The sequence below is a fragment of the Clostridium algidicarnis genome (assembly GCF_000703125.1).
In the GTDB taxonomy this organism is placed as follows: domain Bacteria; phylum Bacillota; class Clostridia; order Clostridiales; family Clostridiaceae; genus Clostridium_L; species Clostridium_L algidicarnis.
This window is the reverse complement of record NZ_JNLN01000001.1, coordinates 1,269,497-1,296,285: the sequence shown is the minus strand read 5'-3', so window position 1 is coordinate 1,296,285 and position 26,789 is coordinate 1,269,497. Positions and strand designations below refer to the sequence as shown.

At 30.1% G+C, this 26,789-nt stretch carries 24 protein-coding genes and 1 pseudogene; 5 read left to right on the top strand and 20 right to left on the bottom strand.

Annotation, left to right across the window (positions count from 1 at the left end; all coding sequences use genetic code 11):
• Window positions 1-249 precede the first annotated feature (249 nt).
• Both BV55_RS0106465 and BV55_RS0106460 read right to left on the bottom strand, forming a co-directional pair.
• Complete coding sequence (locus BV55_RS0106465; RefSeq protein WP_029452003.1) at window positions 250-1,800, bottom strand: S41 family peptidase; 1,551 nt, start codon at window positions 1,798-1,800, stop codon at window positions 250-252.
• Window positions 1,801-1,917: 117 nt separating this feature from the next.
• Window positions 1,918-3,099, bottom strand: a complete 1,182-nt coding sequence (locus BV55_RS0106460) for a TraB/GumN family protein (protein ID WP_029452002.1) — start codon at window positions 3,097-3,099, stop codon at window positions 1,918-1,920.
• Window positions 3,100-3,725: 626 nt separating this feature from the next.
• Here BV55_RS0106460 and BV55_RS0106455 point away from each other — a divergent pair.
• The 5 genes from BV55_RS0106455 (at window position 3,726) to BV55_RS15105 (ending at window position 8,852) form a co-directional block, all read left to right on the top strand.
• Complete coding sequence (locus tag BV55_RS0106455) at window positions 3,726-3,977, top strand: TM1266 family iron-only hydrogenase system putative regulator (RefSeq protein WP_029452001.1); 252 nt, start codon at window positions 3,726-3,728, stop codon at window positions 3,975-3,977.
• Between the two features lie 2 nt (window positions 3,978-3,979).
• Window positions 3,980-5,101, top strand: a complete 1,122-nt coding sequence (gene hydE / locus BV55_RS0106450; protein ID WP_084170499.1) for a [FeFe] hydrogenase H-cluster radical SAM maturase HydE — start codon at window positions 3,980-3,982, stop codon at window positions 5,099-5,101.
• 125 nt (window positions 5,102-5,226) lie between these two features.
• Window positions 5,227-6,606, top strand: a complete 1,380-nt coding sequence (gene hydG / locus BV55_RS0106445; RefSeq protein ID WP_029451999.1) for a [FeFe] hydrogenase H-cluster radical SAM maturase HydG — start codon at window positions 5,227-5,229, stop codon at window positions 6,604-6,606.
• A 12-nt stretch (window positions 6,607-6,618) separates the two neighbouring features.
• Window positions 6,619-7,812 (top strand): [FeFe] hydrogenase H-cluster maturation GTPase HydF, encoded by a 1,194-nt coding sequence (gene hydF, locus BV55_RS0106440; RefSeq protein ID WP_029451998.1) that lies wholly within the window; start codon window positions 6,619-6,621, stop codon window positions 7,810-7,812.
• A 212-nt stretch (window positions 7,813-8,024) separates the two neighbouring features.
• The gene (locus tag BV55_RS15105) at window positions 8,025-8,852 is read left to right on the top strand and encodes a CPBP family intramembrane glutamic endopeptidase (protein ID WP_051652421.1); all 828 of its coding nucleotides are present in this window, start codon (window positions 8,025-8,027) and stop codon (window positions 8,850-8,852) included.
• Between the two features lie 135 nt (window positions 8,853-8,987).
• On the opposite strand, the gene BV55_RS0106430 is transcribed toward BV55_RS15105, so the two are convergent.
• The 18 genes and pseudogenes from BV55_RS0106430 to BV55_RS0106345 all read right to left on the bottom strand — a co-directional run bounded on the left by BV55_RS0106430 (window position 8,988) and on the right by BV55_RS0106345 (window position 26,784).
• Window positions 8,988-9,929 carry a patatin-like phospholipase family protein gene (locus BV55_RS0106430; protein WP_029451996.1) on the bottom strand — a complete coding sequence of 314 codons (942 nt, stop codon included), beginning with the start codon at window positions 9,927-9,929 and terminating at the stop codon, window positions 8,988-8,990.
• A 63-nt stretch (window positions 9,930-9,992) separates the two neighbouring features.
• Window positions 9,993-11,714, bottom strand: coding sequence for an NAD-dependent epimerase/dehydratase family protein (locus BV55_RS15675; RefSeq protein ID WP_198023200.1), 1,722 nt, complete (start codon window positions 11,712-11,714; stop codon window positions 9,993-9,995).
• Window positions 11,715-12,315: 601 nt separating this feature from the next.
• A complete protein-coding gene (locus tag BV55_RS15815; protein WP_051652420.1) occupies window positions 12,316-12,600 on the bottom strand; it encodes a hypothetical protein in 285 nt (94 codons plus the stop codon).
• 37 nt (window positions 12,601-12,637) lie between these two features.
• Complete coding sequence (locus tag BV55_RS0106410) at window positions 12,638-13,336, bottom strand: flavodoxin family protein (protein WP_029451994.1); 699 nt, start codon at window positions 13,334-13,336, stop codon at window positions 12,638-12,640.
• Between the two features lie 65 nt (window positions 13,337-13,401).
• Complete coding sequence (locus tag BV55_RS0106405; protein WP_029451993.1) at window positions 13,402-13,659, bottom strand: GNAT family N-acetyltransferase; 258 nt, start codon at window positions 13,657-13,659, stop codon at window positions 13,402-13,404.
• 384 nt (window positions 13,660-14,043) lie between these two features.
• Window positions 14,044-14,781 (bottom strand): tRNA pseudouridine(38-40) synthase TruA, encoded by a 738-nt coding sequence (gene truA, locus BV55_RS0106400; protein WP_029451992.1) that lies wholly within the window; start codon window positions 14,779-14,781, stop codon window positions 14,044-14,046.
• A 141-nt stretch (window positions 14,782-14,922) separates the two neighbouring features.
• Complete coding sequence (locus tag BV55_RS0106395) at window positions 14,923-15,522, bottom strand: manganese efflux pump MntP (protein ID WP_029451991.1); 600 nt, start codon at window positions 15,520-15,522, stop codon at window positions 14,923-14,925.
• Window positions 15,523-15,902: 380 nt separating this feature from the next.
• On the bottom strand, window positions 15,903-17,447 hold the full coding sequence (locus tag BV55_RS0106390; protein WP_029451990.1) for a response regulator: 1,545 nt from the start codon (window positions 17,445-17,447) through the stop codon (window positions 15,903-15,905).
• Entirely contained in the window at window positions 17,440-19,203 is a 1,764-nt protein-coding gene (locus tag BV55_RS0106385; protein WP_029451989.1) for a sensor histidine kinase, read from the bottom strand. The genes BV55_RS0106390 and BV55_RS0106385 overlap by 8 nt, the downstream gene beginning before the upstream one ends.
• A gap of 159 nt (window positions 19,204-19,362) precedes the next feature.
• Window positions 19,363-20,079 carry an MgtC/SapB family protein gene (locus tag BV55_RS0106380; protein WP_029451987.1) on the bottom strand — a complete coding sequence of 239 codons (717 nt, stop codon included), beginning with the start codon at window positions 20,077-20,079 and terminating at the stop codon, window positions 19,363-19,365.
• 15 nt (window positions 20,080-20,094) lie between these two features.
• Window positions 20,095-21,159: an ABC transporter ATP-binding protein gene (locus BV55_RS0106375; protein ID WP_029451985.1), complete on the bottom strand. Its 1,065-nt coding sequence runs from the start codon at window positions 21,157-21,159 to the stop codon at window positions 20,095-20,097.
• A gap of 16 nt (window positions 21,160-21,175) precedes the next feature.
• Window positions 21,176-22,864: an ABC transporter permease gene (locus BV55_RS0106370; RefSeq protein WP_035794287.1), complete on the bottom strand. Its 1,689-nt coding sequence runs from the start codon at window positions 22,862-22,864 to the stop codon at window positions 21,176-21,178.
• A 133-nt stretch (window positions 22,865-22,997) separates the two neighbouring features.
• On the bottom strand, window positions 22,998-24,026 hold the full coding sequence (locus BV55_RS0106365) for an ABC transporter substrate-binding protein (RefSeq protein WP_242850857.1): 1,029 nt from the start codon (window positions 24,024-24,026) through the stop codon (window positions 22,998-23,000).
• A 274-nt stretch (window positions 24,027-24,300) separates the two neighbouring features.
• The gene (locus tag BV55_RS0106360) at window positions 24,301-24,486 is read right to left on the bottom strand and encodes a hypothetical protein (RefSeq protein WP_029451980.1); all 186 of its coding nucleotides are present in this window, start codon (window positions 24,484-24,486) and stop codon (window positions 24,301-24,303) included.
• A 114-nt stretch (window positions 24,487-24,600) separates the two neighbouring features.
• Window positions 24,601-25,125: pseudogene (locus BV55_RS15810) on the bottom strand (class I SAM-dependent methyltransferase); the annotation flags it as partial.
• Between the two features lie 15 nt (window positions 25,126-25,140).
• On the bottom strand, window positions 25,141-25,365 hold the full coding sequence (locus BV55_RS15805) for a hypothetical protein (RefSeq protein WP_242850855.1): 225 nt from the start codon (window positions 25,363-25,365) through the stop codon (window positions 25,141-25,143).
• 159 nt (window positions 25,366-25,524) lie between these two features.
• Window positions 25,525-25,770 (bottom strand): tautomerase family protein, encoded by a 246-nt coding sequence (locus BV55_RS0106350; protein ID WP_029451979.1) that lies wholly within the window; start codon window positions 25,768-25,770, stop codon window positions 25,525-25,527.
• 384 nt (window positions 25,771-26,154) lie between these two features.
• Window positions 26,155-26,784, bottom strand: a complete 630-nt coding sequence (locus BV55_RS0106345; protein WP_029451978.1) for a class I SAM-dependent methyltransferase — start codon at window positions 26,782-26,784, stop codon at window positions 26,155-26,157.
• Between the last annotated feature and the right edge of the window lie 5 nt (window positions 26,785-26,789).

Sequence of the window (26,789 nt, the reverse complement as noted above, 5' to 3'; positions counted from 1 at the left end):
CCCCTTCCTTTTTTATAGAAAATAGCTGTAAGGCTATACTTCAATATATTCTATATAATTCCTATTATACCTTTAAATTTACACCTTTAATTTCCTCCATATATCTACAAAACACTGTCTTTTCCCCTACTTTCTTAAGATTATCCCTTTCAATTGAATGATTAATATAATAATTTTGTAGTTTCTTGAATAATAAAGTAAAAACTATTTAAGTTTATCTTTTAATCCTTAAGTGGGGTTGATATTCACTTAGATATTGCCTAGAATAAATGGATTAATCCTAAATTGATTAATTAATTTTAAAACCCTATCTAATGAGTCTTCATTATCAATCCAGATGTCTGGCTGAAAACCCTTGCCTTCCTCACAGTATTTATTTAATGTAATAGTATTTCCAAAGTTAATATTTATATGTGAACTTGACAATTGACTTCTAGTGTATACATTTGAAATATATACACCTGAAGTATTGGTACCAACAAGTATAACGTTTTCTAATGTTTTTAAGTAATTTATAAAGCTTTCACCAGAAGATGCAACTTTATTATCTATAAGAACAAAAATTATTGTATTGTTTTTATGTCTCTTTTCTTCAGTTTTGGAGGCATACCATGTGTTAAATTCAATATTAGCCTTTTGCATTTCTTCATCATATTCTTTTTTTAGTTCTGCGGGAAGTATTTCGTAATCAATATTTTTCATAGCAAGCCTTGCAATATAATTATTAATAAGGCTGCAAAGCTGAAGAGAGTAGCTTTCTATCTGTGGAATTTCACCAGTGAAATTTTCAAACCAAGTAATAGGAGCAATATCTTGTCCACCACTATTTCCCCGAATATCTAATATCATTACAGGTTCATCTTTTAATGAAATAGCAGATTCTGCAAATAACTTTGTAGATTTATCATTTACATCAGTGTCATACATTTTTCTCATGGTAATGATTGGAACATCGTTTCTTTTTGAATACTTATAATTAAGTTTATCATCAGAGCATACCTTAGGATTACCTTTTTTAAGATCTATATGTTTTATAACTTCTTTACTTTGTGATTGGAATATTACTTTAATTTTACTAGGATTATTTGAGTTATCTAAAATACCAATATGGTAACAAGGATATCCTTTTGAATTTATAGATAACTTTAAATAATTATTAAAGTCATAACTATCATTAATACTTTTAATATAAAGCCTTTCACCATTTTCAATGATATAATAACCATTTTTAGATTTATTCACACAAATACTCTCATTGCTATAATATAAGTAGTGGTTAAGTAGAGAATTATTATTAATACTAAAATGTCCGTCTTGTATGAATTTGGTGTTTATATCAAGTATATTTTCTAGTTGGCTCGAATTTATATTTTCTGCAGGATGTGAGTTAATAGATTTTATAATATTCTCTTTTGCATTTTCAAATGTAATATCTCCACCAAAATAAGAATACCCAGCATATGAATACTTAAGCAAATTAAATAAAAAGTTCACATCTGATATGGCATCATTTTTGTCTAATTCTATTAAATTATTATCAGTAAGGAAACTATCAGTATCTAAAGCTGTATTAATGTACTGTAAACTATCTTCTGGTATTCCAAGTTCTTTCGGATCATGTTCATACATATAGTTATTTAAATCTATAGTATCTTCTGTATAATATTCATTTTGGTTACCAACCTTTTCAAACAACACTTTATAATTGTTATTTACAAAGGATTTATTTAATAGTATAACGGTAATACAAACTAAGATAGACAGGGTTAAACCTACAAAAATTATTATTTTTCTTTTCATAGCCAGACTCCTCGTATAATTAACTTTGTAGTTAGCTTTTATTGTACCTTTAAGAACAATTTAGCGAAATAATATATATAAGTGCAGTCTAATAAGATAAAAGAATATTACTAACAGTTACTGTAATAGTGACCATCTAGTGGCACTTGATGAATCACTAAACATAATAAGATATTGGAAATACGCTGTTTGTGGATTATTAGGATTTAGAAAAATATCTTTCTCATTATAGATACTATTTTCATAATTTAACTTAATTAAAGCTGTTGATTCATCTTTAAGGAAAAAATCAGGAGATGTAGATGTATATATGGTTGGGTTTATATCTAAACTTGGAACATTAGGAACATATGTATAGCTATTAACATAGTCGAATTCTATACTAATAACCCTCCCTTTAGTAGGCTCATATATATTTTGTAAATATGATGCAAGTGATTCAGAAAGGATACTCAAGTTTGTATGTGCACCTCCAAACTGTCCAAAAAACTTCCCTTTTGGTAAGTGTTCATGTAATGTAATAAAATTATCAATCAACATATTTTCTCTTGAAAGTTGATTATCACTTATAGATAAATTTTTAAGTGCAAATGATAAGCTAAAAAAGTTTTCACTAAAATACTCCTTTATATCTTTTTCACCTTGGTTTAATAATTCAATTGACTTTTTTGACTCTGTAAGATAATTGCCTTTAGAAATCATTTTTATACTATAAATAAATTCTTGGACTATTTCATTATTAGGCATGGAATCTGGAATTAATGAATTAATATATTTTATAGCTACGGAAGGTGTTTCTAGATCTATTCCAACAAATTTCAATTTTTTATATTTTGGTAATGTTAAGTTATATTCATAGATTTCTTTTAATAAATCGTAGTTTTCCATAGTGTAGTTTAGCGTATTTGTTGAGTTATAAAACAAATATTCAATAATAGCTTCATCGCCAGTATCTAAATAGGTATTTAGATACTCCGCATTAGCATATCCACCTTCATATAGTATATATTTAATATTCTCTTTTTCTACAAAATATTTTAGTAAATATAAGTTCATTTGTATTGACTTGACTGAACCATGTTTTTCTCCAGATAAAAATATATCGTTATTGTGAAGGTCGGTATTCAATAATGAAAGTCCTTCAAAAGTAGAATCAGAAACATCTATTATTGAATTCATTTTATATAATTCCTTTTTGCATTTATAGCCAGTATAATAAAGATGGATTTTAGGAAATGTTATTATTGGTACAACTATACAAATCAATACCATTATTAAAAAATATACTTTCTTTTTCATAATAATAACTATAACTCCTTTAACTAATTCATTCTTGTAAATTTTTATTAAAGTCTATAGATTTCAATAAAAAGCAGTCAATTTATTTAATTTTAGGCTTTTTAACTAAAGCTAGTCTTTAATATTAAATCTATAATAGTGTATTTTTACTTGAATAATCCTACCTTAAATTACATTAAGTTCTATAAATAAGATGATATAGGAAATTCAAATATAAAACAAGTTAATACACATACCTTTTCTGATGTTTTTTATGCCTCTATCTTAAATATCACTTCACTTTACTTACTTTACAGATTCATTGACAAAGCCCTTTCCTTAAAGTAAAATTTATATGTACATTTCAAATAATTCAAGTTAATTCTTTTATTATTTGTCTGTGGCAACCTAAAAAGTTAAACTACAAAGATATTAAACCACTGCAATTTAAAGACAAGAATCTATATGCCATACTACATTACCTAACAGTAAAGAATAGTCTGATCTGAAAGGGAAATAACATTTAGGTGGTTAGGTGGAAATTAAAACTTCGCTTTAACCTAAAATCCTATGCGTGTTAATGCACTTCCCTTTTTTTAGGGGAGTTTTTTTGTTTTCTAGATATCTCAATACAAGGGAGGATTTTTATGAGTAAAATTGCTGTTATTAGTGCTATTTTAGAGGATCCAAATAGCTGCCAACAAAAATTTAATGAAATTATTTCTAGCTTTAAAGGCATTATAAAAGGAAGAATGGGTATCCCCTTTGATGAGCATGGAATTTCTGTGATTTCTATCACTGTGGTAGGTGAATTAGATGAAATAAATAGCCTTACCGGTAAGCTTGGAAATATAGATAATGTGTATATCAAAACTTCTATATCAAAGAAAGAGATATAATTATGCATACGAATAATAAAACTTATGTGAATGCTATAAATAAAAACCTAGATATAACTAAAAAACTAGATGTAAATTTAAAAGAAATAATAGATGAATTATATGAAAGAAATAATCTTAGTTCTGAAAGCTTATTATATCTTCTTAACAATATAGATATAGAAAGTAAAAAGTATTTAGTTTCTAAAGCTCATGAAACAAGACTTAATCATTATGGCAATAAGGTCTATATGAGAGGTCTTATAGAATTTACTAATTACTGCAAAAACAACTGCCTTTACTGCGGTATCCGTGGTGGCAATGCAAATGCAGCAAGGTACAGGCTTTCTTTAGAGGAAATTTTAGATTGTTGTAATTCTGGCTATAACCTTGGATACAGAACCTTTGTACTTCAAGGTGGAGAAGATCCTTATTATACCGATGAGAAGTTAGTTCAAATATTAAAAGCTATAAAAACAAATTATAAGGACTGCGCAATTACACTGTCTGTAGGTGAAAAAAGTTATGATTCATATAAAAAATATTATGATGCTGGAGCAGATAGATATCTTTTAAGACATGAAACAGCTTCAAAAGAATTATACAAAAAAATTCATGTAGGTATGGAACTTGAAACTAGAATTCAATGTTTAAAAAACTTAAAAGACATAGGATACCAAGTGGGAGCTGGATTTATGGTAGGTATCCCAGGCCAAAAAAACGAAGATTTTGTAGCGGACTTATTGTTTTTGAAAGAGTTAAAGCCACATATGGTAGGACTTGGGCCCTTCATACCACATAAGGATACCATATTTAAAGATGAGGTTTCAGGAACCGTAGAAACTACCACTACCTTACTTTCTATTGTACGATTGCTTCTTCCAGAGGTTTTGCTTCCAGCAACCACTGCATTAGGTACCATAAGTCCTATGGGAAGAGAGCAAGGATTAAAAGCTGGAGCTAATGTGGTAATGCCAAACCTGTCCCCTACCACAGCGAGGGCTAAGTACATGCTCTATGATAATAAAATTTGTACAGGAGACGAAGCTGCTGAATGTAGAAATTGCATAGAAAATAGAATTATAAATGCAGGTTTTTCTTTAGATTTATCCCAAGGCGATAACACCCTTTGGACAAGAAAATAACTAGATTAAAATTCTACTCTAAAAAATTATAGACTACTTTATTTATGTGTAGTCTGTGCACAAATAGCTATGATAAGGAGCTTACAATACCTTATACACTTGAGATTATAAGGGAGGAGATTTAAATGTTTATAGATCATGAATATATAGAAACATTACTTAACAATGCAAAAAATGCTACAAACTCCGAGATACAAGAGGTTTTAGACAAGGCCTGTAGGAAGGAAAAACTAAGTCATGAGGATATAGCTATACTACTTCAAATAAAGAATGAGACTCTTTTAAATAAAATGTTTAAAGTTGCAGGAGACATAAAGAAAGATATATACGGAAATAGAATTGTTATATTTGCTCCACTTTATATAAGTGATTATTGTGTAAATAATTGCGTTTACTGTGGATATAAAAAGTGTAATGAATTCAATAGACGAAGACTCACACAAGAGGAAATAAAAAATGAAGTTATGATACTCGAAAAGATGGGACACAAAAGACTTGCACTAGAAGCAGGTGAAGATCCAGTAAACTGCGATATAGACTATATTACAGAAAGTATAAAAACCATCTATTCTACACAAAATTCTAATGGAGCTATAAGACGAATTAATGTTAATATAGCAGCTACTACTGTAGAAAACTATAGAAAATTAAAGAAAGCTGAAATTGGAACCTATATACTGTTCCAAGAAACTTATCATAAACCTACCTATGAAAGCATGCATCCTAAATGCTTAAAGGGTAACTATGAATATCACTTAACATCCTTTGATAGGGCTATGGAAGCTGGTATTGATGATGTAGGCGCTGGCGTACTTTTCGGTCTTGCCCCTTATAAGTTTGAAGTTTTAGCCTTAATGATTCATAATGCTCATCTTGAAAAAAAATTTGGGGTAGGTTTTCATACAATATCTATGCCAAGACTTAAAAAGGCTGAGGGTATGGATCTTGAATTATTCCCTAACCTAGTAGATGACGAAGATTTCAAAAAGATAGTTGCAATATTAAGAATCGCAGTACCATTTACAGGACTTATTTTATCTACAAGAGAGTCTGCTGAAATGAGAAAAGGTGCTATAGAATATGGTGTTACCCAAGTAAGTGCAGGCTCTTGCGCAGGAGTTGGGGGATATAAAGATCATGAAGAAGGCACAAATGATATCAATCAATTTTCAATAGACGATAATAGAAGTCCTTTAGAAATATTAAAAGCCATTGTAAACCATGGACATATCCCAAGTTATTGTACTGCTTGTTATAGAAGTGGCAGAGTTGGAGAGAAGTTTATGAGCATTGCAAAAACCGGTGAGATCCAAAATATGTGCCAGCCAAATGCTATAATGACATTCCAAGAATTTATAGAGGACTATGGCGATACAGAGCTAAGAGAAAAGGGAGAAAACTTAATAAAAAAAGAATTAAACAATGTGAAAAATGAAGATATAAAAAATACATTAATTAAAAACTTAGAAAAAATAAAAAATGGAGAAAGAGATCTATTCTTCTAGGAGGTTATAATATTGGATACTACACCAAATTCAAATAGAATACACATAACCTTTTTAGGTAAAACCAATGCAGGAAAATCCTCTTTAATGAACGCTCTAATAGGACATGGAATATCCATAGTTTCTCCCTTTGAAGGAACTACCACAGATCCTGTTACTAAGGCTATGGAGCTAGCGCCCTTAGGTCCTGTTTTATTTACAGACACTGCAGGACTTTTGGACACCTCCCCTCTTGGAGATTTAAGAATGGAAAAAACCTTTAAAACCTTGTCTAATACAGACTTTGCAATATATGTTATGGATGCAACGGATATGGATTATGATTTATATGAAAAAACCATAGAAAAAGTTAATAAATATAACATCCCTCATATGGTAGTTATAAATAAAATAGACTCTATAAGTGAAGAGCAAATATCAAAGATACAAAAATATATAAAGGATGGTGTTTTTGTTTCCTCAAAAAATATGGATAGCATCTTAAATCTAAAGGATAAAATTATTGAATCCTTAAATACTAAACTAAATGAAGAAAGCATTTTAGGTAATTTACTTATGCCTAATAGTAAAATTATCATGGTGGTTCCAATAGATTCAGAAGCCCCTAAAGGAAGGCTTATACTGCCACAAGTTCAGCTACTTCGCGACTGCCTAGACCACGGAATAAAAAGTTATGTGGTACGAGATACTGAACTTGAATCTGCCCTTCTTGATATAAAAGATGTAGATTTAGTAGTGACAGACTCTGGAGCCTTTAAAAAAGTTAGCAAAATAGTTCCAAATCACATAAAGCTCACAAGCTTTTCCATACTACTTGCTAATCAAAAAGGAGATATAAAAACCTTTATTAAAGGGACAGACAAGATAAAGTCACTAGATGAATCCTCGAAAATATTAATATCTGAAAGCTGTAGCCACAACTATTCCCACGAAGACATAGGCAGGGTTAAAATACCAACCATGCTCAATAAATTACTAAATAAAAATTTAAACTACGACTTTAAAATGGCAGCAGACTTCCCAGAAGATATAGAAAAATATGACTTAATAATTCACTGTGGAGCTTGCATGGTAAATAAAAAGGCCATGAATTCAAAAATGATGCTATGCAAAGAAAAGAATATACCCATAACAAATTATGGAATAATTCTAGCCTATCTAACAGGTATATTAGATAGAAGCATTGAAATATTTAATTTAGAATAATATTATTTGCAAATGCTTTTTGAGGCTGTCATAAAATTTATATGACAGCCTCCTCCCCTTCACTTAATAAACGATTCACTGCCATTTATGTTACACTATTCTATTATAAATCTATATGTATCCTACATTTTAAATAACTTTCATGATATAATACTGTTAAATATTACTTTTAAATACTATATTGAAAATTTCTTCATGGAAGTGGTGATCTTATGAAAATTATCAAACAATACCTAAATGGTTCCATAGAATCTAAGCCTATGGATTTTATTTCTTCAGTATTGCTTTGTATATTACAATTTATTTTAATGGTTATTTTAAATATAGTCTCTTCATCCATTATAGGATTGTTTATTGGAGAACAATGGACATATCTCTTTTCCAAAATAATAACAAATATAATAGTTATAATTTTGTTACTTAAAATATATTTTAAACCTAATTCTGATGATAAAAGATCAGTAGATGTAAATTATACTAGAAGTATTACGTTATCCTGTTTATTAATGATATTATTATTAACTATTTCATTTAGACTAATAACCTTAGTATCTTTTAATCCAGTTATGAATTATTTAGCTTCTAAATCAAAGATGTTACATTACATTAAAGAAATTGCTTCACAAACGAATCCTTACCTCTTAGTGTTAGAGATTGCTTTAATTGGTCCTATTATTGAAGAAATTCTATTTAGAGGCATTATTTTAAATGGTCTTTTAAAAAAATACAGTCCAGCTAAGGCTATATTATTTTCCTCACTACTTTTTAGCCTAATCCATGGTAATCTACCTCAAATGTTTAATGCGTTGTTTTTTGGAATACTACTAGGACTTATATACATTAAAACAAAGTCTTTATATGCTGTGATTTTTACTCATATTATAGCTAATACTTTAAGTATTATACTATCAGCTCTAGAAGAATATATGCCTATTTTGGGAAACCCACTATTACTAACCCTTTCAGGTCTTTTCCTATTAGCGATTTTTATTATTTTATATAAAAAAAATCCTCTATCTATGGAGGGAAAAGCTACCTAAAATTTTAGGTAAAAATATAAGACTGAATATATAGTTAACTTTCTATATAAACTCAGTCTCTTTAAATTATAAGTACATTTAATTGTAAAATCACCCTAATAACATCTATAAAAACTTCATCTTACATACGGGTAATTATCTCTTAGCTACATTATAATTTCCTTTATCCATTCTATTATCAGCCACATACCTTTTAAAGTCCCATTTATTTAAAAACTTTTCTGTATCTCTATATCCTTTATCATACAAGGTCTTAGCATTCTTACTTGCAATATCAAAGTCTGTAGATTTCATTCCCTTAGATTCAATAATTACGGTTCTAACTAAATCTTTATCTCTAATAAACCTTTGTCCATCAACATACAATGGGGCCTGAACTACATCCTGTACAAACCCTATAAAATTACAATGCCCTGTACTAGTTCTACTATCTTTATCCTGTAGCTTTAACCCAAAGGTTGGCCATCTCGGTATCCCTTCAACATCAAATATCCATATAGGAAAGTTACTTAAAAGTCCACCATCCACAATAAAGCTGGGGCAAGTACCACCTTTTAAAACATAGGGAGTAAAATATAGTGGTATGCTAGCACTCATTCTAACAGCTTTTGCAATTTCAAATTCCCCTGGGTCTATATTATATTTACTTAAATCATCTGGAAATACAATTATCTCTCTTCTAGTTATATCTGAAGCTATAATCTTAAGTTTACTCTTTCCATTTTTTATAACATGCTTAAATTTTGTAATTCCCTTTGCTTCAAGAAGTGGGGCTATAAACTTTTCTATGTTATCTCCATCATATAAGCCCTTTTTATTAAATAATTTAATTAGCTTAAGTGGTAAAAACTTCTCATAACTATTGCTCTTTTTCATGAAAGAGTAATCTAACTCCTTCATAAGTTTATATAGTTCATCTTCGTTGTACCCTGCCACAACTAATGCTGCCATTATTGCTCCGGCAGATGTGCCAGCACACCTTTGAATTTCATATCCATGCTCTTTTAGAGAAGTTAATGCTCCAATAAAACTAATACCAAGAACTCCTCCACCTTCAAAAACTATATCCACCTTCATATAATCACCCCATATTTATAATATGGTTGTGAAAATTAAATGCCACATAACTTTATAATTTATTTACCAAAGAAAATCCTTAAATAACTTAATCTTACAATAATATAGTACAGTCTCATATTGTAGAATCACCGTTCCATTATCATTATATTTTTTAAATAAGAGTTCTAATTCTGATATCATAGACTTAAACTTAGGATCTTGTTCATTAGGCATATAGGAATAAGACATTAACTCTCCCTTTAATCTATCAAAATTAAAAGTGTATGGGTTGTAGAATACCTTCTCATGAACATTGTTTGGATAAAAAAAGTCTGGTATGCTCTCACTATCTGCTTTTATATTTAAAGGCTGTCCATATTTCCACACAATCTCCATATATCCATTCATAAATTTATCATTACTTCTCTTTCTCCTGTTTACTAATAGTACAACCACACCTCCTGGCTTTAATATTCTAAGAAATTCTTCTTTTGTAGGCTTTGGGTCAAACCAATGAAATGCTTGAGCTGCTACAATAACGTCTATATGTTCTGATTGTAACTTAGTATTTTCTGAAGATGAGTCTATAGAGAAGAAATTGCTATAGCTAGCAAGAACTTCTTCAGCAGCTTGTCTCATTTCTAAATTAGGCTCTAAGCCATAAACAATATTACCATTATCTAAGAACAGCTTAGTAGAAAGTCCTGTTCCTGAACCTATATCAGCAATAATTGATTTTTCATTAAGTCCAATAGATCTGCGCAAGAAATCAATTACCTCATTAGGATAACTTGGTCGGAACCTAACATAATTTTCTACACGATTACTAAATCTAATTTTAGGATTGAGTTCTCTTAATATGGTTTCTTCATTCTGTTTTACATTATCCTTAAAAAGTATCTTATCCTTATTATTACAATACCAATGAAAAGCATTTTTTAAACCTATTAAAAAATCAGTTTCTCGATGATAAAGTTCATTAATTTTCGATACATCAAGTACGTTATTACAATTAAAGAATGGAAAAAATTCTCGTTCTTTTCTGTTGTAATTATCATAGTCATACTGAATTATTTTTGCCTTTTTACCTACTACATTTTCACAACATTCAATCCACTCTTTTATTGTAATCGGTTTCTTATTACCTAAATTGAAAATAGATATTTTATCAAGTTTAGTGTTTATTAGCTCTAAAATAATATTGGCTAAATCAGTTGTATAAATAAACTGCAAGTATATTTCTCCATTGTTTGGTATTATAATAGGCTTTTCGTTGCAAATATGTTCAAATATAAAACTTTCTCTTTGAGCATAGTTATTTTCTCCATAAACATAAGAAGGTCTTAAAATTATTAAGTTTAGTTGTAATTCTTCAAACTTTTCTTTCAGAAAGTTCTCTGCTTCTATTTTGTTTGTTCCGTAAGATGTCCAATATTTATTTTCTTTCATGGGAGTTTCTTCACTATATGGAATACTAAAATTATCAACATCATAAACAGCACTTGAACTTATAAATACAAACTGTTTTAGGTTTTCTTTATTCAAAGAATTATATAAAATTTCAACTTGTGATTTATTTAGGGCAGATACATCTATAACAATATCAAATAAATAGTTGCTTAGGATAATCTTCATTTGCTCTACATCATTTCTATCACATTTCAAATTAATTACTCTTTCATCATCATTTTCTTTTGTACCCCTATTAAGGGCGTAAACTGAATAGCTATTGTTCAATAGAACATCCACTATTTTCTTACCAATAAAATAGCTTCCACCCATTATCAAAACTTTCTTCATCATACTATCCCCTCTTCTTAATTAATAAGAAAACTCCATCTTAACAAACTTCTTATAACCTATTAATGTTTCTTTATTATAAGTATCAATGATATTAAAACCCGCTTTTTTATAACCCCATGTTAAATTTCCCTCCTAAACAAATATATAGACTCTTCTATAAAACCTACTTATTTATAAAAAGAATATGGCATTATTTCTTTAGGTTCTTCTACTAAAACACATAATTTAATAGCTTCAACTACTTTTAATTTTCTCATTCTATTTAATCAACTCAGGTTTAATAAACTTACTATCATACAATACTTCTGAGTGGTTAGACATTATTAATTCTTCTTTTATTATATTTCCGGTAACTTTGTCAACTACTTTTCTATATATTTTATTATTTCTATAATAGATTCCATCTTCTTCGCTAAAATACAAGTCCTTTTCTATTATGTGGTACGATTTAGCTTCTTTGTTTAAAGCTCTTAGTTCTCCACAAAGATGTTTGTCTGTAACGTATGTTATTAATTGATATGTATTTTCTGTGTTATTTTTAAAGCAATAATCTAAATAATTAAAAACTATTGATGTTCCTGTTCCAAAAGGATTTACCCTATTAAAGTAATGTTTGTCCAGGTTTAATTAATATGCCGTTAACTTTTGGTGCCGATAGTTTAAGATTAGTGGCCTTGTTTTCTTGAAGTTGAATATCCACATTTCCAAGTTTTCTCCTTATAAGAGAGTTGTGGGAATATAAAAGTACTGGTAACTTTTCCTCACCTTTTTCTGACGCATATTTATTATTATCTAATATCCATTTAATATATCTTTTGAGCCTCTCTTTTTTTACAGATATTTTATAAAATAAAGGGCATAGCTCACAAAATAGTTTTCTCCCCATCCATTTCCTCCTATTAAATTAAATCAATTACAGGCTTTTACCAAGGACGTTGTTTTCCAAGCCAACCTTGTTGCTCCCAATATTTTTTGTCAGTAGGATTAAAGTGAAACCTCATCTGAATAAAGCGCATTACAAAAAATAGTGCTTTTACTTTAAAACTTGGAGTTATATATTTATACTTTTTCTTTATTTTAACGGACAACTTATTCACATCTTGTTTTATTTGCTTTTTCTTTTTATTGCTAACACCCTGCCAATCAGAAGCGGCAACAGCCTTTCCATAAGTGAAAATTTTCCCTACTCCCCAATATGTTAAGCTCATTGTCATATCCTTTATTGCAGATTTCATTCCCCCACCCGCCGCGGTAGTTATAACCAGTGCAGTTTTAGAGAACATGGCTTTATTAGGTCGATGTACCATAAACTGAAATCCAAAATGGTCAAGAAGTACTTTCATTTGACCAGTAACATGCCATACATAAACAGGACTTGCTAAAATAATTAAATCAGCCTTTTCCATTGCCATTTTTATAGGCTGAACTTTTTCATAGTGTGGACAAAACTCCTCACCCTTTACAAAACAACTTGTGCATCCACAACAAAAATTAGGCATATCTTTTGGCAAGAAAAATTCTGTTATATTTTCTTTTGTTACCAGTAATTCTTCTAAAAAAAGTTGTACTATATTATAGGTATTTCCTTTATGCTCAGTTCCATATACCACTATTACTTCCATGCGCATTCTCCTCTAAAACATTATACAAATATCATTAAGATATCTTTGCACCTATGAATTATTTCTCATTTTGTAACGTTTGAATTTCTAAGTATATAGCTTAATTTATCTTCCCATCTATCGTGCATATCGTAGCAATGTTCTTCTCTATTTAAAAAATCAAATCCAAATCTTTCAAGTATCCTTTGCATTTTGAAATTAGTACCCATTGTATCAGCATATATGTACTTAAGTTTCAAAGTATTAAATGCATAACCTATTGCCAATTCAACTAATTCTGTCCCGTATCCAAGTCCCTTGTAATCTTCATTGACAAGGTCCATAACAGAGTCTGCAACATACGATTCCCAATATTTAAAATGCGGTGAATTTTAGCTCCATGTAACTTTAACTTTTGACAAACCTAATGTTATGAATATTATACCATTTATTCCATTATAAATATATAAAAGATTACTTAAACAAGTATATTTGAAAATCCTCTCCATGTCTTTACACTAAAAAAGTCCCCATATAGGTTAAATACCTAATGAGGGACTGTAATTATATAATTTACTCTTTATCCGATGGCTACCATCCGTAACACCCCTCTCCTCTTCAAGGTGGGGGATGACTGCTGCTACGCCCCTGGATAAGTTCTTCTAAGACTCAGATGGAGAGATGTATTCCTTATAAGTAAACTCCACGTGAGTCTAAGAATCACTTGATTAATATTGAACATCCTTAAGACATAATCCCTTAGCCTGAGCCATTGGACCTGCTTCTCTCTTTTTCTTTTCAGCTAAGATAGTTTCTACATCTGAAATATTAAGCCTTCCTCTACCTACATCTAAAAGAGTTCCTGTAATAATTCTTACCATATTTAATAAGAATCCATTTCCATTAACCTGTATTTCTATAATACCTTGGTTTTCTGTTATGTTTATATAATTTATGGTTCTAACAGTAGCCTTAGTATTTGGTTTTAGGCTAGTAAAGCTTTGAAAGTCATGAGTTCCAACTAGAACTTCTGATGCCTTTTTCATATCATCTAAGTTAAGCTTATCATTAGTATGATAAACATACTTTTTATTGAATACGCTTCTAAATTTATTATTATTTATTGTATACACGTAGGTTTTTGACTTTACATTATATCTTGCATGAAATCTTTCTCCTGTGTCCTTCATAGTTTTTACTACTATATCTTCAGGTAAATATTCATACAAGTAATCTAGCATAGCATCTACAGTAAGAGTACTTTCAGTATGGAAATTGGCTATGTAATTTTCAGCATGAACTCCTGAATCAGTTCTTCCGCAACCTATTACCTGAACATCTTCACCTGTCATTTTGGATAATACAGTCTCTATTTTATCTTGCACAGTTAAAACATCGTCCTTTTGTTTTTGCCATCCTTTATATCTACTTCCATCATATTCTATAGTCATTTTTAAATTTCTCATTTAGGCCCACCTTTAATTTATTTTCTTATTTATCTTTTTGTATTGTTATTAATAATTATACATTGACTAGTAAAATAAAGCTAATATATTATATATGGAGTTTTCTTTAATATATATGTGCTTGTAGCATCCTAGAGATATTTAATTGAAAATATTCATAGCCCCTAATAAGTTAGTATGCTCTAAAAATATCTTTATTCCCATTAATATAAGTATAACGCCTCCAAGTATTTCTGCATTTTTCTTTAGGAGTACCCCACAGTTTTTCCCTATAAGTACTCCCATAAAACAGACTGCAAAGGTTATAATTCCTATTATTATAACAGAACTCACAATAGGAACCTTTAAAAATGCAAAGCTTACACCTACTGCTAATGCATCTATACTAGTAGCTATTGAGAGCATAATCATAGTTTTATTGTTTAAACAGCCTCTAGGATTTTCGCTATTTTCACAGGCAATAGGCTTATTTTGGAAAGATTCATAAATCATCTTAATACCTATAAACCCCAGTAATATAAGTGCAATCCAATGATCTATTTTAGTTATTTGTTCTTGAAACTTAATACCTAAAAGCCAACCTATAAGCGGCATAATTCCCTGAAAAAAGCCGAAATAAGCACCTGTTTTTAGTGCATCCTTGGCCTTTACATCATAAATCAAAATACCATTAGTAATAGACACAGCAAAGGCATCCATGGAAAGCGCAAAGGCAGTGATGATAATAGTTAGTAGACTCATTTTTTTTAAATCCCCCTTAAGTAATTTAATGTTTTATAATCATGTACTTAAAAATATTAGTCTAAGAATCACTTGATCTTGATGGTGCTCACAGCAGTATAGTAACTTTAGATATGTACTTACTCTTTCTAAAATACAAGTTCCAATTAATAAATAAAAAAAGACTCATATATAGCATAAAAATACTATATATGAGTCTCATTATTTAAGACAAGCCAGACTTTAATAAAGTCAATATGTTGACTATGCCACAGGAATTCCTGCCAATTACTCCCTCATAGGGTTAAATCCATATGTAATTATCAAGTGATTCTTAGACTTATGTCATAATTTCAAAACAATTACATTATACTACTTGCTGCTTTAAAATTCAATATATATTATGGCTTTGCAGACATAAACTCACTAGGTGAGTACCCTGTATACTTTTTAAATGATTGTGAGAAGTATCTGTAATCAGGATATCCTACCTGAAGTGCTACCTTTGCCACCTTAGCATTTGGCTCTCTTAAAAGTTCTATGGCTTTTTCCATTCTAAGTCTAGTTATGTATTCACTAAAACCTATACCTAAAACCTTTTTCATCTTTCTACTAAGATAACTTTCACTTAAATAAGCATAACTTGCCACATCCTTTAATGAAATATCCTCTTTGTAGTGATGATCTATAAATTCTACAGCCTTTTCTATACCTGTTTCTTCAGCTGCTGCATCTCTTTCTCTTAAGATATTCAAAACCTTTATAAGATAGGAATATACAAACTCATATAATTCATCTAGGGTATTTAGCTTTGCAGCATATTTATATATATTGGATTCTTCTAATTCCTCACCTTTACTATATGTATCATAAGTTTTTACCACTGAAAAAGCTTCTAATATTATTTCAACACTTACCCCTCTTATAAAATCTTCTTCTGATTTATAAATTTTAAATCTAGTAAATATGGATTTTAATTTATCTTGAATCTTTTTTTTATCTTTTGCCTTTATTAATAAATTCATCTCTCTTTTTTCTTTAGTAAAATCTAAAGTTATATTAGAATCATTTTTTAATATACTTTCAAAATATATTATCTTATTTTTCCCAAGGTAGAGCTTATGGTTTATAGCCTCTTTACTCTCACTGTAACTTTCTTTTATATTTCTTAAAGGCTTCTTATTAGATACTCCAAGGGTTACAGTAATATTTAAAACCTCGTTTACCTCTTTAGTAAAATTATTTAGCATCTCTTCTAGGCTATCCTTATCTTCATTATCTTCAAATACTATAGCTACCCTATAAAGATGGCAGTCTACAACGTAACATTTAGATTTAAAATATTTATATATTAATTCTCTTATGCCTTTATTTTGCATGTAAGACTTATCCATTGAGTCTTCTTCCATGCGTTCATTGTAGCTATCATTTTCTATGCTTATGATTCTTATAGTATTTAAGTCTATTTTCGCTTCCCTTAAACCGTCTACCATTGACTCTTTATCTGAAAATCTACCCCTCATGGCATCTAAAAGTAATCTTTCTTGTTCTAAAGCCCTATTTAAACTAAGTTTATTTAACTCCTTTGTAGATCGTTTTATAGCCTCTATAAGTTCATCTTCATCTATAGGTTTTAATATGAAATCTACAGCTTTTAGCTTTATAGCTTCTTTTGCATATTGAAACTCATCATAGCCAGTGATTATTATAAACTTGCAATCTGGTAGAAATTCCCGTACTTTAAAAGCCATATCAAGTCCACTAATTCCAGGCATGTTTATATCTGTAATTATTATATCAGGCTTTAACTTTTTAGAATATTCTATAGCTTCTATGCCATTAGAAGCCTCTCCACAAACCTTGCAGCCTAAAATGTCCCAGTCTATAGTCTTTTTCATTCCCTCTCTTGCAAAATATTCATCATCTACTATCAAAACCTTAAACAAGCTTTTCACCTCTGTTAATCGTATTGTTACTCTCATCCGTATCTGGTATTAATATTTTAACAAAGGTAAAGCCATCCTTTTCTTCTACAATCAGCCCATAGGCTTCTCCGTAATGTATCTTTACCCTATTATTAACATTATCCATTCCTATTCCTTCACCTTTAGACTTACTATTCCCAAAACCTACACCATTATCTAATATCTCAAAACATATAATGTTATCTCTAATTGATCCCCTTATCTCTATTATACCCTTACCTATCTTTTGCTCTAATCCATGAGTAATAGAATTCTCCACTATAGGCTGTAGTAAGAATCTTAGCATATATTTATCATAAACTTCTTCTTCTATATTTATCTTTACTTCAAATTTATCTCCATATCGGACTTTTTGAATGTTCAGGTAATTTTCTATCTGCTCTATTTCTTCTCTTACCTTAACTATATCACTAAGTTTACTTGTGCTATATCGTAAAAGTTTCCCTAAAGATACCACCATACCTGTAACTCCCTTATAATCTTCTAATTTTGCCATCCAGTGAATTGACTCTAGCGTATTATACAAAAAGTGAGGATTAACCTGTGCCTTTAATGCCTTAAATTCTGATTGCTGCACTAAATACTGCTTTTCATACACTTCTTTTATTAGTCTATTTATTTCCCTTACCATATCATTAAAGCTTTTACCTAACTGACCTATCTCATCCTCTGTTTCAATGTGGAAATTAACATTCCTTTCACCAGCTTCTACCTTCTTCATTAACCTTGAAAGTTCATTTATGGGTCTCGATATACTTTTTGATAATATATAAGAGCCCATTATGGACATAATTAAAATGATAACTATAACTATTGTAAATGTAAAAATAGCTACATATCTTTCATTATACAGAATTCTTTTAGGTATCATCTCCACAATCTTTATTCCTGTATGTTTAGTTGTAGTGAAATATGCTTTAAAAGCCACTCCATCTACCTTCATATCTATAGTGCCCTTATCCTTTTCTAATATATCCTTTAAGTACTCTTCATGAAACTTAAATCCTGTTTTATTTTTATACCTTTTATCTGTAATTATGTATCCTGACTTATCCATTACATATATGTTATTCTCGTCATATAAATTTGTATTTTTAAATACATCTGTAAAATAATCATCATAAACATCGGATATTATATACCCTAAAGGCCCGCCTTCCTCCTTGTTTGTAACCTGCTTTCCTATAGCCATAACTATATCCTTACTATCCATTCCATCCACTCTTCTGTGGATAAAGGACAGTTCTTTTCCTTCACTTTTATCCATTATCTCAAAAAAGTTTCCTCTTGAATCTTCATAAATTGGTACATTATATTCTGTGGTACTAAATCTGCTTTTCCTATTTAAATCCACAATATGAATAGGCACATCAAAACTTTGAGTTGCTAATACTCCATTAGAGATTTTATACATGGTTTGTATGTCTTTAAATCTTTCATCGTAGCTATCATATTCCTTTGTTTTTAGAATAGATTGCACGTCCTCATTGTATGACATATAATTGGTAATCTTAATAAAACTTAGGATGGTTGAATCTATAAGCTTACTTGTAGATTCTAAGCTTTCAGTAACACTGTTATTTATCTTAGTTTGACTAAACCTTTTTAAATTTTTATAATAGAATATAGACATTATTATAATTGGTACTAAAACTATAATGATAAATGCTTTAAAAAGTCTATTACCAAAGGATTTTTCTCTAAATTTATACCTCATTTTTTTATCTCACTTTACTATAATTTATGGACTTTCATATAAATATTATATCATAAAGGTATAAAAAAAATATAAGATACGATGTTAAAGTAATACTACCTTAACACTTATCTTATATTTTAAATTTACTTGCCTTATAGGTTTTAACGTTAAAATAACTTATAATACACTAACCTTTATTATAAAATCATTTCCCATAATATCATGTAACACTTCACCGCTCTTTATATACTTAGGTACTAGAATAGTATATAAGCTAGTTTTAATATGATGATTATAATCTTCTGACTCTTCATCTTCGTCCTCTATACTATATTCTATATTCTTTATCTTTATTTTCTTTCTGTTAAAATAGTCATTAAGTACTTGCACTTGAAACTTTTCATCATCATATTGTATTTCAATCTTCATTATCTTACCCTTGTACAAGAATTTACTTTCAAATCTTTTTAAAATTCCTAAAATGGCTATTACACTTACTCCAGATAGTATAGCTAGCACATAGTATCCCATACCTACTGCAAGTCCAATGCAAGCTACTACCCAAAGGCTAGCTGCTGTTGTAAGTCCTTTTATAGAGCCCTTTTCATGGATTATAGCTCCTGCCCCTAGAAATCCTATACCACTAACCACCTGAGCCCCCATTCTTCCTACATCAGATTTTACGGCACTAGCTAGCATTGGATTTTCAATAACCTTTTTAAGAGAATCATCCACTGCCTGAATTTGTATCATAGCGATAACCGCAGCACCCACACAAACTAATATATGAGTTCTAAAACCTGCTGGTCTGTTTCTAGATTCTCTCTCATATCCAATACCACCTGCTATTACAATTGCCATTAATAATCTAAATATAATCTCATAGGTTGTCATGGTTCCCCATCCTCTCTAAATTATATGAACATTAAGCGGCGAAAATGCAATTTTGACCTTATCCCCTTCTTTAAATACTTCTCTTCCTTGAGGATTATTATCTTGAATTTTAATTTCAGTATTCTTAGTTTTTACTATATAGTCTTGATATGATCCCATAAATGTGGATAACAGAACCTCCACATCAATGATTCCATCCCTAGCTATAGTAACTGCTTCTGGTCTTAGCACAACTTTGCATTCTTCTCCTGCCTTTTTTGTTCCATTATAATTAACTTCTATTTTCTGTCCTTCTATTTCTATAGTCGCTTTATCATTTTTAACTTCTAATATTTTACCCGTTATAAAATTAGCTGTACCAATAAAATCAGCAACAAATTCAGTCTTTGGTGTATAATATATCTCTTTAGGTGTTCCTACTTGCTCTATTACACCTTTATTCATTATAATGATTCTATCTGAAAGACTCATGGCCTCAGATTGATCGTGAGTTACATATATAGCTGTAATCCCTACCTTTTTTTGGATCTTTCTAATTTCTGTTCTCATATAAACTCTAAGTTTTGCATCTAAATTTGATAAAGGTTCGTCAAATAGTAATACCCCAGGTTCCATAATAAGAGCTCTAGCTAAAGCAACTCTTTGCTGTTGCCCACCTGATAATTGATTCGGGTATCTATTTTCCATACCTGTCAATCCTACTAACTCTATTATACTATTAACTTTATCTTTTATAGTACCTTTATCCATCTTTTTTAATTTTAATCCATAAGCTATATTATCATATATATTATAGTGTGGAAATAAGGCATAGCTTTGAAACACCATAGAGGTATCCCTTTTATCTGGTGTAAGATCATTAATAATATCTCCACCTAGATATATATCTCCTGAAGTTGGTATCTCAAATCCTGCTACCATTCTTAAAGTAGTGGTCTTTCCACAACCAGATGGTCCTAGAAGAGTAACAAACTCTCCAGCCTTTATATCTACTGAAATATTATCCACAGCTTTAAATTCATTATTATTCCCTGAATATACTTTAGTTAAGTTTTTTATATTAACACCCTTACTTTTCATCTTTACTACCTCCATATTACATTTCTTCTCTACTTACGCCCATTTTGCTAAGTCCTAAATACATTAATGAAATAGCTATGTATACTATAATTATCAGTATAGTCGAAAATGCAGATGCAACTCCAAATCTACCACTATCTACCTGTGATAATATTTGAACCGTAAGTAATTTGTATTTAGCTGATACAAGGAAAATAACAGCACTTACTGCGGTCATACTTCTTACAAAGGTATATACAAGCCCACTAAAGAATGCAGACTTTATAAGAGGTAAAGTTATAGATGTAAACACCTTTCTGCTACCTGCCCCTAAATCTGAAGCCGCTTCTTCTATTGATGGATCAATTTGCTGAAGCGCAGATACTCCAGACCTTACTCCAACTGGAACACTTCTCATTATAAAAGATATAACAATAATTGCACCAGTACCTGTTAGAACTAAAGGTTTTGTGTTATATGCTGATACATATCCTATTCCGATTACTGTCCCCGGTACAGCCATAGCCAAAAGTGAAGTAAATTCTATAAATCTTTTTCCATAGAACTTTTTCCTTACGATGAGGAATGCTATTATCATTCCATATATTCCTGTTATAGGTGTAGCAATAGCTGCAAGATAAGTAGTATCTTTTAAAGCACTAGTTCCTAGCTTAAATACATACTTAAAATGATCCAAGGTCAAAGAGTAATCTACCCCCATTACTTTAAAGAATCCTCCTAGAGGTATTAATATATAAAAGGCTAGTACAAACACTGTAACTAGTAAACATATAATATCTATTGGCCATACTATGTGTTTTTCTGTCATTAAATCTCTTTCTCTTGAAGCCTTTCCTGTGACAGTAACATAAGATTTCTTTTCTATCCAATACTTTTCTAATACAAATAATAAAATAGATATAGAAAGTAATATTACAGCTACAGCAGCTCCCCCTTGCATATCGTAGTTTCCTATGGCCTGAAGGTATATTTGAGTTGCAAGAGTTGAGTAGTTTCCTCCTATAACCATTGGGTTTGAAAAGTCTGCTACGGTCTCTATAAATGTTAGTAAAAATGCATTAGCAAGACCTGGAGCCATAAGTGGTAATGTAACAGTTTTAAATGTCTCCCACCTTGAAGCTCCCATGTTTCTAGCAGCCTCTTCTAATGAAGGATCTATTCTTTTTAATAATCCTGTTAAAAGAAGATAAGCTACTGGGAAAAACGTCATAGTTTGAACCATAACAAGTCCATGAAATCCATATATATTAGCATTTTGTATGCCAAATAATTTCCTTGTAATTAATCCATATTGCCCAAATAGCATTATAGCTGAAAGTGCCAAAACAAAAGGTGGTGATATTATCGGTAATAATGACACAACCTTAAATAACTTTTTAAAATGACTTTTAATATAGGAATCTGCATAGGCAAATATGAATCCTATTAATGTAGATAAAAATCCTACTGTAACACCTAATGTCAGTGTGTTTTTTAGTGTCTTTTGAAAGTCCAAGCTTTTAAGTGTATCGAAGTACGCATCTAATGTAAATCCTCCGATACCTACAAAACTAACTTTTAATACGGCAACTAATGGATAAATTATAAATATTGCTAAAGATAATATAACAAAAATTATTGTTATTAAAAGCGTTGGGTCTCTCCATATCTTTTTCATATCATTCATATTATTACTTATGGAATTTCTATGTTTTTTTAATGCCATTTCTATTGCTCCTCCTCATTTTAATTTATTGAGCAAAATATTATACATAAAGGTAAATTATTTAAACAACAACCTTGTAATATAAAGCAGAGACCAGGTATCTGGTCTCCTCTTAAAAGTATTTATTATCTAATTATTTAATAGCCTTGCTCCATTTTTCAACTACAGAGCTTCTATTTTTTCCTGCCCATTCAAGATCGTAGTCTATAAGCTTTGTATCCTTTAATTCTTCTACTTGCTTTGGTGGCTCAGCATTTGGGTTAGTTAAGAATTGATAAGATCCAACTGATTGTCCAAGTTCCTGTGCTTTTTTAGTTAAACACCAGTCAATAAACATCTTAGCTGCCTCTTCATCAGGAGCATTATTTATCATTCCTACTGCACCTATTTCATAACCTGTTCCCTCTATTGGTGCACTCATAACTAAGTCCTTCATACCTTCTTCTCTATATTTGATTCCATCATGTAAAAAGCTTACGCCTACCATAACTTCACCTTGTCCTGCCATTCTTGCAGGTGCAGTTCCTGATTTTTCATAGGATTTTATTTGTCCATTAAGGTTCTTCATGTATTCTAAGCCTTTTTCTTCACCCATAAGTTGGATAACTGTAGCTAAAGCTGTATAAGCTGTTCCTGAAGATCCTGGGTTAGATATAGAAACTTGGCCTTTAAATTCAGGCTTCAATAAATCTTCCCATGACTTTGGAACCTCAGCTCCTTTTTCTTTTAATAGCTTTTGATTAGATACAAATCCTAGGTATCCTACATATATACCTGTCCAAATTCCATCCTTATCCTTATATTTATCTTCCATATCCTTTGAATTAGGTGAAACATATTTCCCTAATAGTCCTTCTTCACCAGCTTGAACAAATCCATCTGCAGGACCTCCAAACCAGATAGAAGCCTTTGGATTTTCCTTTTCAGCTCTTATTCTTCCAAGTATTTCTCCAGAGCTCATTCTAACAGCCTCTGTCTTTACTCCAGTTTCTTTCTCAAACTCTGCCACAGCTTTAATCATGTGGTCTTCCATAAGTCCTGAATATATAGTTAATTTAAGATCTTTCTTCTGTGCTTCCTCTTCCTTTTTTCCACAACCTGCAAAAATTCCAACAGACATTATAACCCCTAAAGTCAATGCTATAAGTTTCTTTTTATTCAAAATATATTCCTCCCTTTTATAAATCACTTTTTATTCACTTGTATATGTTTTCATTATAACTACATTTATATTTATTAATAAATAATGAACAAAATATCATACATAGTAGTAAATAAATTTAACATTTTAGCAAAAATAAAAAGGCTGTAATGAAATATACTTTCACTTAAGCCTTAATTGGTATTTTAAATATATCCAAATCTTCCATTTTAACTATGTCAATATGCTTATTTATAGAATCTTCTAAAACCTTAATACTTGTAGTCTTATAAAGTTATCTATTCTTATTCAATATCACTTTCCCTTTATTAGACATAAACACCACTAAGTATCCAATTGCAGTAACACAAATAACTCTTGTTATAAATGAACCAATTTCACCATACTTTAAATCTACAAAAGCTCCCCAAATAATAGGAACCGTAGCTATCCCTAATAACTTTTTAATACCTCTTTTCATAGTAACTCCCCCTTATAATATGTCCTTTGGTATATAATAAACCGATTATATTTTGTTACTTAATAATATATTCTATATAAAGTCTCGTTCACCTTTATATATTTATGCTTCATCCTACTTTATAGCAAAAATAGTAAACTCCCCTGGTATCTTCTCATCATCCCAATTTGGATGCTCATTAAATTCTTTTAGTGTAAATCCTACATTAATAACTGCGTTAATAATCTCATTTAATGTGTAAAATCTAAGAGAACAATCTGGAAAGTCCCCTTGTTCTTCTTCACTAAATTCACTCTTATATGCCAAATCTCCGTTATATACCTTAGAATCAAAATAATTGCCCTTTGTGCAAGATGCAGATTTTCCTAACTGTCCCACTGAAGTAATCTTTCTAAATGGATGAAAATCACTTAAAATAAGCTTCCCACCCTTTTTAGTTATGGCATATAACATCTTCATAAACTCACTAATATCATTGAAATAGTGTAAAATACCACCTTCCAGATATAGCATATCAAAATATTCATTGTACTTATTAAGGTCAAGGTCATAGAAATCCCCAACCACATATTCAATTGAAGTATTAGCACTGTCTGCTAATTCCATTGCGTACCTCATGTTCTCTTTAGAGATATCAAATACTGTTACATCCGCTCACATAAGTGCCAGTGGAACTGCCTTTCTCCCATTAGACCCACAGGGATTACCAATCTTTAACCCTTTCACATCATGAAAGTATTTTTGGTGAATTTTTAAGCAGGCTTTTGGATCTTTCATAATCTTCTTTGCTTTTTCTGCGGGAGACCCTTCCCTCATATTCCAAAACTCATATGCCCGATATTCCCATGCTTCTTTATTTTTAGTACTCTGTTCATTCATAAGTGAACTTCTCCTTTTTATTAAAGAGTATATTTATATTCTTCTTCTTTCATTTCATAATCAATAGAGGCCGAAAATCACAAATCTTTATGCCAATTTCAGCAACATTTTCTTCATCTATAAACTTATTAATCATTTTGTGTTATTTTTAAGGAAATATCAATTCAATTCACATTCTAAGTATGAATATCCTGGCTTTTTGTATAGAGTTTCTTCCTTTTCTAAAATATCTGGTTTATATACTTCTTTTGCCCATCTGTCACTTGAAATTTCTTCAAATGAAACAGAAACACTGGCCTCTTCTACATTTACTGTTTCTACCACAGCCTTTACAATCTTATTAGTAAGTTCTGTTTTCTGTTCTTCTGTTCTACCTGTCCAAAGTTTTACAATAATATGTGGCATTTTCTATCACCCTCCTAAACTTATACACTCAAATATATATAAGTACGTCATTTTGTGCTATTTTTAAATATATTTACACAAGGCACAATAAGTAATACCTATTGCAAGCTATAAATAAAGCTATTTACTATATTTTATCTGATTCCGTAAATGTTTACAATATGATACTTATAGTTTAAGGTGTTTTTTACTATCTCTTTTAAATTTGATATTAACTTTCTATATAAACGCAAAATAAACCTTATCATTTTCTTATATATGATAAGGCTTATCCCTTGACCTAAATATTAAACGCTTTAGATTATAACAGAACTTATATTGTAAATTTTATTTATATATTGCTCATATCTTATTTTTCAACTCTTTATTATACATAAATTCAAGCTATAACAGTCTTTTATACTGAATAATTCCTGCACAATGAGATATAGATATGAAAGCTATATTGTTTTTAGGGAAAGCTTCTTTTAACTCGTCAAATACAATATATATTTCTTCATCATCCCAATAATCACCAGACCTTATTTTACACTGCTCTAGTAACTCTCTTGTTTCAAATGCTACATCTCCAATAATAATCTCACCATTATTAGAGAGATATTTATCTAATTTATTAACAAACTTAATTTTATCTTTATCTTCTAAATGATGAATTGCGTAAGTACTTATAATATAATCAAACTTTATGTTTTCAAGTTCTTTCGGTAAACCTTTAGAAAAATCATATTGGAATAACTTAGCTAAAGGCATTTTTTCCTTTGCTATTTCTATCATTCTTTCCGAGAAGTCAATCCCATATATCTCATACCCATCATCATACAGCTTTTTTGTTAATATTCCTGTACCAAATCCAATATCCAATACTTTTACTTTTTCTTTCTTATGCACTATGTTGTAAATAGTATTAAGAACACTTTTATATCCTGCAAACGGATATTCATTACCCTCTTCACTTAACTGAACAGTTCTATCATATCCATCCGCCCATAAATCAAACTCTTTATTATTTAACATAAAAA